The organism is Steroidobacter cummioxidans (assembly GCF_003104955.1).
In genome coordinates, this window is sequence record NZ_LSRW01000017.1 from 1 (window position 1) to 12,636 (window position 12,636).

General features: G+C 60.8%; 10 protein-coding genes and 2 rRNA genes. 7 read left to right on the top strand and 5 right to left on the bottom strand.

The annotated features are described in order from the left end of the window. The 3 genes from D0550_RS10295 to D0550_RS34865 all read left to right on the top strand — a co-directional run. Positions 1–155, top strand: a 23S ribosomal RNA gene (locus D0550_RS10295); the annotation flags it as partial. Between the two features lie 170 nt (positions 156–325). Beyond that, positions 326–441 (top strand): 5S ribosomal RNA (gene rrf / locus D0550_RS10300). Positions 442–560: 119 nt separating this feature from the next. Beyond that, on the top strand, positions 561–725 hold the full coding sequence (locus tag D0550_RS34865) for a hypothetical protein (RefSeq protein WP_161965750.1): 165 nt from the start codon (positions 561–563) through the stop codon (positions 723–725). 21 nt (positions 726–746) lie between these two features. Here D0550_RS34865 and D0550_RS10310 read toward each other — a convergent pair whose 3' ends face one another. Genes D0550_RS10310 through lexA form a run of 4 tightly spaced genes read right to left on the bottom strand, consistent with a single transcriptional unit; the run spans position 747 to position 6,663 of the window. Continuing rightward, positions 747–3,875 carry an error-prone DNA polymerase gene (locus D0550_RS10310; RefSeq protein WP_116809106.1) on the bottom strand — a complete coding sequence of 1,043 codons (3,129 nt, stop codon included), beginning with the start codon at positions 3,873–3,875 and terminating at the stop codon, positions 747–749. Next, entirely contained in the window at positions 3,872–5,305 is a 1,434-nt protein-coding gene (locus D0550_RS10315) for a Y-family DNA polymerase (RefSeq protein WP_116809107.1), read from the bottom strand. Before D0550_RS10315 ends, D0550_RS10310 begins: the two co-directional genes overlap by 4 nt. A gap of 12 nt (positions 5,306–5,317) precedes the next feature. Then, a complete protein-coding gene (gene imuA / locus D0550_RS10320) occupies positions 5,318–5,950 on the bottom strand; it encodes a translesion DNA synthesis-associated protein ImuA (protein ID WP_116809108.1) in 633 nt (210 codons plus the stop codon). Between the two features lie 50 nt (positions 5,951–6,000). Further along, complete coding sequence (lexA, locus tag D0550_RS10325) at positions 6,001–6,663, bottom strand: transcriptional repressor LexA (protein ID WP_116809109.1); 663 nt, start codon at positions 6,661–6,663, stop codon at positions 6,001–6,003. Positions 6,664–7,020: 357 nt separating this feature from the next. Between lexA and D0550_RS10330 the strand changes: the two genes are divergently transcribed. Together D0550_RS10330 and D0550_RS10335 are read left to right on the top strand one after the other, a co-directional pair. After that, positions 7,021–7,578 (top strand): RNA polymerase sigma factor, encoded by a 558-nt coding sequence (locus D0550_RS10330; protein ID WP_116809110.1) that lies wholly within the window; start codon positions 7,021–7,023, stop codon positions 7,576–7,578. Further along, positions 7,575–8,480, top strand: coding sequence for an anti-sigma factor (locus tag D0550_RS10335; protein WP_116809111.1), 906 nt, complete (start codon positions 7,575–7,577; stop codon positions 8,478–8,480). Before D0550_RS10330 ends, D0550_RS10335 begins: the two co-directional genes overlap by 4 nt. Before the next feature lie 102 nt (positions 8,481–8,582). Here the strand turns inward: D0550_RS10335 and D0550_RS10340 are convergent, their stop codons facing one another. Beyond that, positions 8,583–9,632: a sigma-54 interaction domain-containing protein gene (locus D0550_RS10340; protein WP_116809112.1), complete on the bottom strand. Its 1,050-nt coding sequence runs from the start codon at positions 9,630–9,632 to the stop codon at positions 8,583–8,585. Positions 9,633–9,959: 327 nt separating this feature from the next. On the opposite strand from D0550_RS10340, the gene D0550_RS10345 reads away from it, so the two are divergent. Both D0550_RS10345 and D0550_RS10350 read left to right on the top strand, forming a co-directional pair. After that, complete coding sequence (locus tag D0550_RS10345; RefSeq protein ID WP_206606191.1) at positions 9,960–11,378, top strand: nucleotide sugar dehydrogenase; 1,419 nt, start codon at positions 9,960–9,962, stop codon at positions 11,376–11,378. Positions 11,379–11,384: 6 nt separating this feature from the next. Next, positions 11,385–12,620, top strand: a complete 1,236-nt coding sequence (locus tag D0550_RS10350; RefSeq protein WP_206606192.1) for a glycosyltransferase family 4 protein — start codon at positions 11,385–11,387, stop codon at positions 12,618–12,620. Positions 12,621–12,636 lie beyond the last annotated feature (16 nt).

Genomic DNA, 12,636 nt, shown 5'->3' on the forward strand with positions numbered 1-12,636 from the left:
AGCATCTAAGCGCGAAGCCCCCCCCAAGATTAGGTTTCCCTGGGAACTTGATTCCCCTAAAGGGCCGTCGCAGACTACGACGTTGATAGGCTGGGTGTGTAAGTGCAGTAATGCATTGAGCTAACCAGTACTAATTGCCCGTGAGGCTTGACCATATAACACCCAATCAGCTTGGGTGCTTTATGAAGCAATCATGTTGATACTCAATGTGACATCGATTCATAAGAATCGGTCGCTGAGTCGAAATGTTGTCAAAACAACTTACCGAATTCACTGCAGGCGAGCGCTTGAAACACAGCAATCGACTGCGACGTGAGCCAGTTTGCCTGGCGGCAATAGCGAGCAGGAACCACCCGATCCCATATCGAACTCGGAAGTGAAAATGCTTTGCGCCGATGGTAGTGTGCCCTTCGGGCATGCAAGAGTAGGTCACTGCCAGGCTCTTAAATGAAGCGGAAGCCCCGCCGGAGTAATCCGGCGGGGCTTTTTGCTCATGAATTTTTGCTTTTGTAATCGCTACAACAACCGACCAATTGCTGCTCAGTAATCAGGGGTTGAACATGAACACAATCGCTCGCCGTCGGCTCGTCAAAGCTCAGGTCATCGATGTGAAGGTGGCCAAGACCGCCGTGAATGCATCCAAGCGCCAGCGTGCCGAAGCCGTCAAAGTCCTCCGCAAGGACATGGCCGCCGAGCATTTCAATCAGCTGCGCGCCGCCAGCTAAATTTCCTCGGTTAGCTTTTTCTTAGTGGAAGTCGCGCGACTTGCGCGGCAACGTTCTCACCCAGTGGGAATAGTCTTCCACTTCGGTCGCCACCACGTGCACGACCGATTCCGCGCTCTGCAGCTCCCCGGTCACGACCATGAAGTTCGACTGCAGGATGCGTTGTCGATACAGCTCGAAGATCGACGGCCAGATGATGATGTTGTTGATGCCGGTCTCGTCTTCCAGCGAGGCGAAGATCACACCATTCGCGGTTTGCGGATGTTGGAGATGAGTGACCAAGCCCCCCACGCGCACCGTTCGCCCGTTGCGCATCGAGTCGAGCTCGCGACGGGTCGCAATTCCTGACGCGCGCAGCTTCGGCCGCAGTACCGCCATCGGATGCCGTCCTGTGCTCAGCCCCATCTGTCGATAATCGCGCTGAATCTCTTCCCACTCCGTGGGGATCGGCAACTGCGGCGATGTTTCCGCAGCCGCATGTCCTGCCAACGCTCCCGGCAGATTCTCGATTCCCAATGCACTCCAGAACGCTTGATTGCGATGCTCGCTCAAACTTCGGAACGCGCCGCTCGTGGCGAGCGCCTTGGCAGCGCGCGATTTCAATTCAGCGCGATGAGCCACATCTTCTATTGAAGTGAAAGGCGCGACTGTGCGCGCGGCGACGATATTCATCGCGTCGTCCATGCGCAGGCCCTTGATCAGTCGCATGCCCAGGCGAATCGCAAACCAGGGACCGTTGCTGCCATCGGCAAGCACGCGCGTGCCATCGGGCTCGAGCGTGCAGTCGTAGTCGCTCTCGGTGACATCGACGGGCAGGACTTTCACTTGCTGCCGCTTGGCCTGTTCGAGCAGCTGCGCCGGCTGGTAGAAGCCCATCGGCTGACTATTGATCAGTCCGGCGATGAATGCCGCCGGTCGATGACACTTCAGCCAGCTCGAGAAGTACGTCAGCAGCGCGAAGGAGGCGGAGTGCGATTCGGGGAAGCCATATTCGCCGAAGCCTTCGATCTGCTTGTAGATCTGCTCGGCGAAGTCGGGCGTGTAGCCGTTCTTGAGCATGCCGCTCATCAGTTTCTCGCGGTACATGCTCATCTTGCCGCTGCGCTGCCAGGCCCCCATCGCACGCCGCAATTGATCGGCCTCGCCGGGCGTGAAGTTCGCGGCGACGATGGCGATCTGCATCACTTGCTCCTGGAAGATCGGCACGCCGCGCGTCTTGGCCAGCACCGGTCGCAATTTCTCGCTGGCGTATGGGATGTCCTCATCTTTCATGGAGCGCCGTTGCAGATACGGATGCACCATCCCTCCTTTGATCGGGCCGGGGCGCACGATGGCGATCTCGATCACCAGGTCGTAATAGGTCCTCGGCTTCAGCCGCGGCAACATGCTCATCTGCGCGCGCGATTCGATCTGGAATACACCGACCGTGTCGGCGCGGCAGATCATGTCGTAAGTCGGTTCATCGTCGCGCTCGATCTGATTCATCGAGACAGGTCCGGTTTTGGCCGTTGCGAGCAGCTCGAACGTCTTGCGCATAGCCGTCAGCATGCCGAGCGCCAGCACGTCGACTTTCAACAGCCCGAGTTCCTCCAGATCGTTCTTGTCCCATTGAATGATGGTGCGCTCGGGCATGGCGGCGTTCTCGATCGGCACCAGCTCGCTGATGGGCTCCTCGGCGATCACGAAACCGCCGACGTGCTGCGACAGGTGTCGCGGGAAACTCACCAGCTCCCTCACCAGGATGCATAGACGTCGCATGACCATTTCGTCGACGTGCATGCCCTGCGCTTTGATGTTCGCGTACAGGCGCTCCCAGTTGTCCCACCAGGCATGCGATTTGGCGAGTCGCCCGACCACATCTTCGCTCAGGCCCAATGCCTTGCCCACATCGCGAATGGCACTGCGGGATTGATAAGTGATGACGGTGGCGGCGATGGCGGCGCGCGCGCGGCCGTATTTTCTGAAAACGTGCTGGATGACCTCCTCGCGGCGCTCGTGCTCGAAGTCCACGTCGATATCGGGCGGCTCGTCGCGCTCATCGCTCAGGAAGCGCTCGAACAACACACTGATGTCTTCCGGGTTGACCTCGGTGATGCCTAGCGCATAACAAACGATGGAGTTCGCTGCCGAGCCGCGGCCCTGGCACAGGATGGGCTTCTTCTGCGTGCCGTCATCGGCCAGATCCGAGCGTGCCCACTCGGTGATCTCGTGTACGGTCAGGAAGAAATGCTCGTAGCGCTTGCGCTGGATCAGCGCCAGCTCTTTTTCGATGATCGCTCGAACCGACTTGGGCTCGCCGCGAGGCCAGCGTCGCTGGATGCCGAGCTCGGTCAGGTTGCGCAAATGTTGAGTGGCGGTGAGCTGCGGCGGAACGATTTCGTTCGGGTAGTTGTATTGCAGGCTGCGTAACGAGAACTCACACCGTTCCGCAATTCTCAACGTTTCCTGAAGCAGTTCGGCTGGATAGAGCTCCGTCAGCACGTCGCGTGACCGCAGGTGACGTTCGCCGTTGGGAAACAGTCGATGCCCGGCATCGGCTATAGTGCAGCCATGGCGGATCGCGGCCATCGTGTCCTGCAAGGCGCGTCGGGATGCCACATGCATATGCACGTCACCGCTGGCCACCAACGGCAAACCGAACGACTCGCCCAATCGACGCATGGCTGCCAGGTGGTGCGCATCGTCCGGCCGACGCAACATCTCGACCGCGATCCAGCTGCGCTCAGGAAAGTATTCACGCAGCCAGCGCGCTTCGGAAGGCCGTGCGCCACGGGGCGCAATCCACAAGGCCAGGCACTCGCTCAAATCCTTTTCAAAATCGCCGCGACTCAGATCGTAGGTGCCCTTGGTCGATTCGATCCGGCCACGGGTGATGAGTCCGCAGATTTGGGCATAGGCCCGCTGTGACGGTGCGAGCAGCACCAGATGCAGATCGTTGTGACAACGAAACTCGGCGCCGACGATCAGTTTCAAGCCGCAGTCCTCGGCTGCTTCGAGCGCGCGCACCACGCCGGCCACCGAGCATTCATCCGTCAGAGCGAGCGCTGAATAGCCGAGGTTATGAGCTTCATGAACCAGCTCGCCCGGATGCGACGCCCCGCGCAGGAACGAGAAGTTGCTGACGCAATGAAGCTCCGCGTACGAGCTCATGACCAGAACCCATGCAGATGCCAGCTGCCGTCACGCAGGTCTTTGAAGACCCACAGCGCGGCGCCTTGCTGAGTGCGTGCGATGAAGTAATCGCGCCGGATATCGCCGCCATCCCACCAGCCGCTTTCGATGCGCTCCGCGCCAGTCAGTGCTGGCATGCCACTGAGTTGCAGAGGCTTGGGCTCGGGCAGCAGCCACAACGGCCGGTCGGGGAAATCCAGAGGTTGACGCCGGTCTTCGGGGGCTGCTGTGGCCCAGCTGTCCTCCGGACGATGCTCGGCGACTGCTTTGACGCCGTGAACCTGATTTTCTCCCAGACGGGCGACGATGCGGTCGATGGTGTAACCGAGCTCCTCGCTTTGCTCGGTCGCGCCGCTGAGCATGTCGACATTGAGCCCGGTGGGCATGACGAACTCTTCGGCCGACAGCTCCAGGGCTACCGATCCCGAAGGTAGCGCCGTATGTTCGAGCCGCTCCCGCGCCAAGGTGAGAAAACGTTCGCTGCTGCGATCGGGCATCGATAGGCCGATATTGATGCCGGTCGCGACGGCATCGCGATGCACGAAGCGCAATGTGAACTTCTGAACTCCCGTGTCGCGCGCACGCAGAAAACCGACGAACTCACGCAGCATGCGTCGCAAAGGAAACAGCAGCGCTTCGGTGCTGTGAACTTCTGCGTCGAATTCGCAACGCGCATGATATTTCGCCGGCAGTCGATAAGTGGGGCGAGGATCGGGTGCGGCACCGGTGAGGCGGTCCAGAGAGTTGCACACCTCGGGTCCGAAGCGTTTTGCTACGCCATCGCGAGGCAACGCCACCAGCAGGCCGACGGTGCGGATGCCGACGGTCTGCAACTGCTGAGGAATCCAGGGATCCAGATTCAGCCAGTTCACAGAAATATTCTCGATGCGGGTGCGGAGGGCAGTCACTGTCGTGATGGCGACGCGTACTCCCGTGCGAGCCAGCAGTGCTGCGCCTTCCAGGGTCGGTGCGATACCCAGTTGATAGCTATAGGACAGCTTGCCCAGCTCGGTTTCCAATTGTTCGATGAGTTTGCGGAAGCCGCCGAACAAACGCAGGCTCGCGCCGATTTCCAGCCACAAGGCCGTGGTTCGCGCGCGCTGCAGGTCGGCGAATAGCTCGCCGAGAATCACCGTGCCGCTGAATTGATAAGCCCACGTCGCCAGACGCTCCAGCGCGGCCTGCTCGGCAGTGAGCCGGCGTTCCATGGCGATCACCTCGGGCAGGATCGCCAGCGCAGTCGTGAAATTCATCGCCGGCTTCAAGCCGACCCGCTCGGCGGCTGGATTGCAGCAAACGACCGAGCGCACGTTGCCTTCCAAGACGGTGACTACCGTGGGGCGCTCGCCTTGCTCACATTGCAAAGCCTCGAGAGGCAACTGGGGTAGGGTGATACAAAGCCAGAGCATGGGAAGTCACACTCAAGCATTGGCCAGCGCAGGAGCGATGCCCACGGACATGCCGGCACGCGCGCCCCGACATTTGACGACATCGATACTCAATTGTCCGGTGACATCGGCTTGCAAGCGCAGCCGGACCGCGGCGGGTGAGGATTCACGAGCCGCACTGGGGTGTCGGTAAACAAACCCGATGCTGCTGCCAGCTTCCGCCGCGAGCTGCAGCCGCCGCACTTCACGATCGCGAATCGCCGAGGGCCACGCCAGCACCGCGCCAAAAGATTTACAGCGCAAGGTTTGTTCGGCAGACCACAGAATATCGGCGGCGCTCTGGGCGCGAATGATCCAAAAATGCTCCAGCCGCAGCCCATGGCGAAGCAGGGCTGGAGCGAACGGAATATAAGGCGGCGCGATCATGGCCACGTGGCGCTCACTCTGCGTGATCTTCGCCAGTGCCGGCATCAGCAAGCGCAGCTCACCGATGCCATCGCTCATCGGCATCAACTCGACGATGGTGCCCGATTGCCAGCCGCCGCCGGGCAGCACCGCATCGAGACTGGCCGCGCCGCTGGGCTCGACGCGCGGCGGCGAGCCTTCGCGGCCATTACGGCACAGGCGAGCCAGCTGCTCTAAAGTTTCAGCACGAGACGCACTCATGACGGATGCGCCACTTTAATTTCTCTTGGTCCATGTTTCGCTCCTCCAGTTCATCGAACACGAGACAGCGAGGTGCGAATCACCCCGACCGCCAGTCCTTCAATGGACAATTCCTGTTCACGCAAATCGATCTCGATGGGCCGGTACGCCGCGTTCGCGGGTTCCAGCCGCACGATGTGACCTTGTCGCTGGTAGTACTTCACCGTCGCCTCGTCCTCATCGACCAGGCGCGCGACCACGATCTGGCCGCTGCGGACTTGCGATGTTTGATGAACCGCAAGCAGGTCGTGATCGAGGATGTCGGCGTCCTTCATGCTGTCGCCGCGGACTCTCAGTAAGAAATCGGCGTGCGGCTTGAACAGCGAAGCATCGACGGTGACATGCTCTTCTATATGAGAGGTCGCCAGAATCGGCGCGCCGGCGGCGATTCGCCCCAACAGCGGCAAGCTCGATGGCGATCTGGAGAGCGATGGCGCCAGGTCCGCAGGCGCGGCGGCGAATTCCTCACGCACGCGAATGCCCCGTGAAATCCCCGGGACCAATTCGATCGCGCCCTTGCTTTCGAGCGCGCGCAAATGCTGGTCGATGCCCTGGCGATTCTTCAGCCCCAGCCCCTCGGCGATTTCCCCACGCGTCGGCGGCAATCCGTCGCTTTCCATGAAGCGGCGGATAAAAGCCAATACTTCCAATTGCTTGCGGGTGAGGTCGGACATAGCGGTCAGTGCGGGGAGCCCTGGCCAGGGCGATACCAGACAAACGTCTGGTAAAGAGTCTAGGATCCTTTCGGCGGCACTACAAGCTCAAATGACATCGCCCCAGCAGTCCGTCGAAACTGAACCTGCGCGCAAAAATGTGATCGAGTTGGCGGACGCGACGACCAATGAATCCTATCCAGACCGTGTTCGCGAATAAGCCGTTGCGAGTATCCCCGAACCATCTATTCACCTTTATTCATGGGCTGGCGAACTGAAGTGACAGTCTCCGCTATACTTCCGGCTCCTTACTCTTCGCTAATCGCACTAACGAATGACGATGCGACGCGAACCACATCAGCTCAGAGCCGCCCGCGAATGACGGACTCAGTACTCGCTCGAGTCGCACAAGGAGATGCGCGTGCCGTGCACGAGTGCATCGATCAGTTCGGCAGTCTCATCTGGTCTATCGCCCGACGCCTGACGCGTACACGCGCCGATGCTGAGGACGCCGTGCAGGAGATTTTCACGGATGTCTGGCGCAGCGCTGGCCGGTTCGATCCCAACCAGGGTTCGGAGAAAGTCTTCGTTGCCACCATCGCGCGGCGCCGTTTGATCGATCGCATGCGCCGGGCCGCGCATCAGGCGCGCACCGAATCCACCGACGACATCGATTCGCTGGGTTTTGCCGATCCAGGCAACAGCGCCGAGGTGTGCGCCGAGGCCTCGGCGGCGGCGCGCGCGGTGATGCAATTACGGCCGGAACAAAGGCAGGTGCTGGAACTTGGGATCCTGCAAGGGTTGAGTCATTCGGAAATTGCCGATGTGCTGCAAATGCCGCTGGGTACAGTGAAAACCATGATGCGGCGAGGATTGATTCAAGTGCGTGAGTTGATGGGTATTCAGAACGCTGCCTCCGATGGGGTGCGCTCATGAGCAACTCAGTCATGCAGAACCCGAGGCTGGTGGAGCTGCTGGTGCAGCGGGCCGTGGACGGCCTGAATTCTTCCGAGCGCGCCGAGCTGAAGCAGTTGCTCTCCGAAGAGAAATATGTGGACGCCGGTCGATTCGAGTACACCGCCGCTTCATTGTTGCTCGCCGGTGATGTGGAGAATCACGAGCACGAAGAAATGCCGTACAGCTTGCGCGAGCGCTTGATGGCGCAGGCGGATACAGTGGCAGCTTCGATGCCGCCGTCGACTCGTCAGAGTGCTTCGCAGCCGCGAGTCATCAGCATCGCAGGTCGTTCTCGTTCGACCACCGCGGCACCGGCCGCCAGCGCACCGCCGGTACAGAAGGCGCCGGCCTCGCGTAAGTCGTCTTCATTGGGTGGCAGGGTCGGTTGGTTCGCAGCTGCCGCCAGCGTGTTGATCGCTCTGGCGGGCTGGTGGCCCCGATTGCAGACGGGCGAAGGGGTTGAACCTCCGATTGCCAGCACGTTGGAACAGGAGCGTCAGGATCTGCTCGCTCAGGCAGGCGTGATGCAGCGGACCTGGCAGACCACGCAAGATCCCGTGGCGAGTGGCGTCACTGGCGATGTGGTGTGGGATCAGCGCACCCAAAATGGCTATCTGCGTTTTCGTGGCCTGCAGGCCAACAATTCCGATGAGATGCAATATCAGCTGTGGATCTTCGACGGCACGCGCGATGAGCGCTATCCGGTCGATGGCGGCGTGTTCGATGTGCCGCCGGGACAGTCGGAGGTGATCATTCCCATCACCGCCAAGCTGCAGATCAACAAGCCTGCGATGTTCGCCGTCACCATCGAGAAGCCGGGCGGTTCCGTCGTCTCCAGCCGCGACCGCATCGTCGTGCTCGCACCTGCCGCCGCCGGCTGATTACAAACTTACTCGATCGCGCATAAAACATCGGCCCTCTGTCGAGAGGGCCGATGGCGGTCTGCCAGGTGAGGATCTGGCGCTGGTCTCAACTCGAAAAGATCAATTTGCCACCATGGGCACGCTGGCGGCCACGCCTGGCATGTGACGGCTCAGGCTGCTCTGCTCGCTTTCGGCGCGCTCCCGTGCGTAGCTGTTCAACTTGTTGTAAAGCGTCTTGAGGCTGCAGCCGAGCACAGCGGCGGCGCGACGCTTGTCGCCTTCGCAGTAATCCAAAGTGACTTCGATCAGCGAGCGCTCGGCTTCATCCAGGCGGGAGCCGAGCGGAACGTGCACGCCTGCGGGACGCGCCGCTTCCATCGGCTCCGGAGCATGGGCGGGCATGGTGACGGACAGATCAACATCCAACACCTCGTCGGCGAGAATGAAGCTGCGCTCCACGGCGTTCTTCAATTCACGCACGTTGCCGGCCCAGCGGCGCGAGGCGAGCGCGTCCAGGAACGACGGTGAGAAAGATTTGCTCACTTCGCTGCCGCGATTCAGCGTGCTCAGGAAGTGCTTTGCCAGCAGCGGCACGTCGCCCGGGCGCTCCCGCAATGGCGGGATGTGCAACGGGAACACTGCCAGTCGATACATCAGATCTTCGCGCAGCTGACGATTGGCGACCGCTTCGGTGACGTTGCGGTTGGTTGCCGCGACGACGCGAATGTCGGTCTTGATCTCCTGCGTGCCGCCGACGCGATAGAAACGTCCAGTCTCCAGCACGCGTAACAGGCGCGTCTGCATGTCCAGCGGCATCTCCGTGACCTCGTCGAGGAACAAGGTGCCGCCGGTGGCGCGTTCGAACACGCCGGCGTGCGAGCGAGAGGCACCGGTGAAGCTGCCTTTCTCGTAACCAAACAATTCGGCTTCGATCAACGATGCGGGAATGGAACCGCAGTTGATCGCCACCAGCGGGCCCTGTGCGCGATTGCTCAAGTTGTGAATGCACTCGGCGACCAACTCTTTGCCGACGCCGCTTTCACCCATGATCATGACGGTGGCTTCGGTCGGCGCCACGCGCTTGATCAGACCGAAGACTTGATGCATGGCAGGCGAGCGCCCGAGGAGGTTGCCGAGGCCGTTCTCGTGCAGCGTGATCGGTGCGTCCACTTTGTAAACTCTCCCCAATGAAGGTCGACAACAATAAAGGTCGACAGGAGTTGTGATCGATTAGTGAGATGCAAATTCTTCAAGCGCCACCCGAGTTCCTTTGTAATAAGGTTTTTTCCGCGCTGTAAAAGTAGGAAATTTTCGGTGTCGATGCAGTTGACGCCGCAGATGCCGTAAAACCCAGGCTTTTCCGCGTTCGGAGCGTCATCGGGAGAGTCGCTGAAAATTCTCACTGCGATGCAGGGAACGGCGGCATAGAACTTGCCATTCTTCTGGGAACCGACCGACTCCGCTGAGCGTCGGTCGGTACTTTCAACACGGAGACGAATGATGGCGTTGCAGATCGATAGCGTGAGCGCAGACGCGCGTGCTCGCCGTGGTTGGCTACGGGAGAACGCTCAGGAGGAAGACGTCGCACCGGGCTCGCCGCGTCGAATCAGTATCTTTGGCCTGGGCTACGTCGGTGCCGTGTCGCTGGCGTGCCTGGCGCGCGATGGTCATGAAATGTTTGGTGTCGACATCGATCCGGGCAAGCTCGAGCTGCTGCGTCGGGGTCAGGCTCCCATTGTCGAGACGGGCATCCAGGAACTGACGCGCGCAGTGATGCGTGGCGGCACGGTGAGCGTGACCGACTCGGTACGCGACGCCATTCTCGCGACAGATATTTCATTCGTGTGTGTAGGCACGCCGGCACGCCAGAATGGCAATCAGGATCTGGCTGCGATCACACGCATCGCCGAACAGATCGGCGCAGTGCTGCCGGAGAAGAGCACACGGCACATCATCGTGATTCGCTCGACCGTCAAGCCTGGCACGCTCGATGAAGTAATCAAGCCCGCGATCGAAGCAGCCTCGGGCCTGCAGGCAGGACGCGATTTCAGCCTGTGCTTCCAGCCGGAGTTCCTGCGCGAAGGCACATCGATCAACGACTACGACAATCCGCCGTTGACGGTCGTAGGTGCGGAGGATCCGTACGCCGTGACAGCATTACGCGGCGTTTTCGGGCACCTGCCGTGCGAGTTCGTGCACACCACGGTGCGTACGGCGGAAATGCTCAAGTACGCATGCAATGCCTTCCATGCCTTGAAAGTGACGTTCGCCAACGAGATTGGCCGCGTCTCACAGTCGGCCGGCGTCGATCCGCATGAGGTGATGAAGCTGCTGTGCATGGATCGGCAGCTCAACATCTCCTCGGCGTATCTGCGGCCCGGCTTCGCTTTTGGCGGCTCGTGCCTGCCCAAGGATCTGAAAGCCTTGCTGTACCTGGCCAAGAACAACGACGTCGATCTGCCCATGTTGAACAGCTTGCTGCCGAGCAACGCCGCGCACATCGACCATGCGGTGGAGCGCGTGCTGGCGAGCGGGCGCCGCTCGGTCGGCATGATCGGCCTGAGCTTCAAGTCCGGCACCGACGACCTGCGTGAGAGTCCCATGGTGGTCATGGCCGAGCGTTTCATCGGCAAGGGCCTGCCGCTGTGTATTTTCGATCCGCAGGTCAACGTAGCCCGGCTGATCGGCGCGAACCGGCGTTTCATCGAAGAAAGCATTCCGCACATCGCCTCGCTGATGACCACCGATCTGGATGCGCTGGTGCGCGACTCCGACGTGCTGATCGTGGCAATGAAAACTCCCGAAGTGCTGGCAGCGTTGCGCGCCCATAACCGGCCCGAGCAGATGTTGCTGGATATCGCCCTGCTGCCGGATCGCGACAGCTATCAGGCGACCTATCAAGGCGTGTGCTGGTAGCGGGTCATGTCGAATGCCGAAGAACAGACCCGGGTCATGAGCGCCGACGTCGCCGTTGCCAGACGCCGCCGTGTATTGATCATCGTCGAGAACCTGCCGCTGCCGTTCGATCGGCGCGTATGGCAGGAGGCTCGCACGTTGCAGGCGCACGGCTATCAGGTGTCGATCATTTGCCCCAAGGGCAAGGGCTACGAGCAGAGCTTCGAGGAGCTCGATGGCGTGGCGATCTATCGACACTCCATGCCGTTCGAGGCCGATGGCGCGCTCGGTTATGCGCTGGAATACAGCTGGGCGCTGGCGGCCGAATTCCTGCTGTCGCTGAAGATCTGTTTCGGCCGCGGCTTCGATGTGATCCACGGCTGCAATCCGCCCGACATGATTTTTTTGATCGGCGCTTTCTACAAGCTGTTTGGCAAGAAGTTCCTGTTCGATCATCACGACATCAATCCCGAGCTGTACGAGGCGAAGTTCCAGCGGCGGGATGTGTTCTACAAGCTGATGCTGGCGCTGGAGCGCTGGACCTTTCGCACCGCCGACGTGTGCGTGGCCACCAACGAGTCGTACAAGAAGATCGCGATCGAGCGGGGCGGCCAGCAGCCGGGCAAGGTGTTCGTGGTGCGCAGTGGCCCGGACCTGCGGCGCCTGAAGGTATTGCCGCCGCAGCCGGCGCTGAAACGAGGCCGCAAGTATCTGGTAGGTTATGTGGGCGTGATGGGCCGTCAGGAAGGCATCGATGGCCTGCTGACCGCGGTACAGCACATCGTGCATGAGATGGGACGCACCGATATTCATTTCGGCCTGGTGGGCGGCGGCACCGAGCTGGACGCGATGCGCAAGCTCGCCGAGCAGCTGCAGATCGCCGATTACGTGACTTTCACCGGTCGGGTACCCGATGCCGAACTGCTCGCCATGCTCAACACGGCGGACGTGTGCGTGAATCCCGATGTCGCCAACGAGATGAACGACAAGTCCACCATGAACAAGATCATGGAGTACATGGCACTGGGCAAACCCATCGTTCAGTACGACCTGACCGAAGGGCGCGTGTCGGCGCAGCAGGCCTCGTTGTACGCCAAGCGCAACGATCCCATCGACATGGCGCAGCAGATCGTGACGTTGCTGGACGATGAGCCCCGCCGCAAACAGATGGGTGAGTGGGGCCGCGAGCGGGTCAAGAATGCGCTCGCCTGGGAGCATGAGGTGCCGCGGCTGCTCGCGGCCTATGAAACGCTGTTCACCTGAGACCATGGCGCCAGGG

Coding starts and splice junctions, on each gene's coding strand:
- D0550_RS34865 (WP_161965750.1), top strand. CDS start 561: ATGAACACAATCGCTCGCCGTCGGCTCGTCAAAGCTCAGGTCATCGAT.
- D0550_RS10310 (WP_116809106.1), bottom strand. CDS start 3,875: ATGAGCTCGTACGCGGAGCTTCATTGCGTCAGCAACTTCTCGTTCCTG.
- D0550_RS10315 (WP_116809107.1), bottom strand. CDS start 5,305: ATGCTCTGGCTTTGTATCACCCTACCCCAGTTGCCTCTCGAGGCTTTG.
- imuA (WP_116809108.1), bottom strand. CDS start 5,950: ATGAGTGCGTCTCGTGCTGAAACTTTAGAGCAGCTGGCTCGCCTGTGC.
- lexA (WP_116809109.1), bottom strand. CDS start 6,663: ATGTCCGACCTCACCCGCAAGCAATTGGAAGTATTGGCTTTTATCCGC.
- D0550_RS10330 (WP_116809110.1), top strand. CDS start 7,021: ATGACGGACTCAGTACTCGCTCGAGTCGCACAAGGAGATGCGCGTGCC.
- D0550_RS10335 (WP_116809111.1), top strand. CDS start 7,575: ATGAGCAACTCAGTCATGCAGAACCCGAGGCTGGTGGAGCTGCTGGTG.
- D0550_RS10345 (WP_206606191.1), top strand. CDS start 9,960: ATGATGGCGTTGCAGATCGATAGCGTGAGCGCAGACGCGCGTGCTCGC.
- D0550_RS10350 (WP_206606192.1), top strand. CDS start 11,385: ATGTCGAATGCCGAAGAACAGACCCGGGTCATGAGCGCCGACGTCGCC.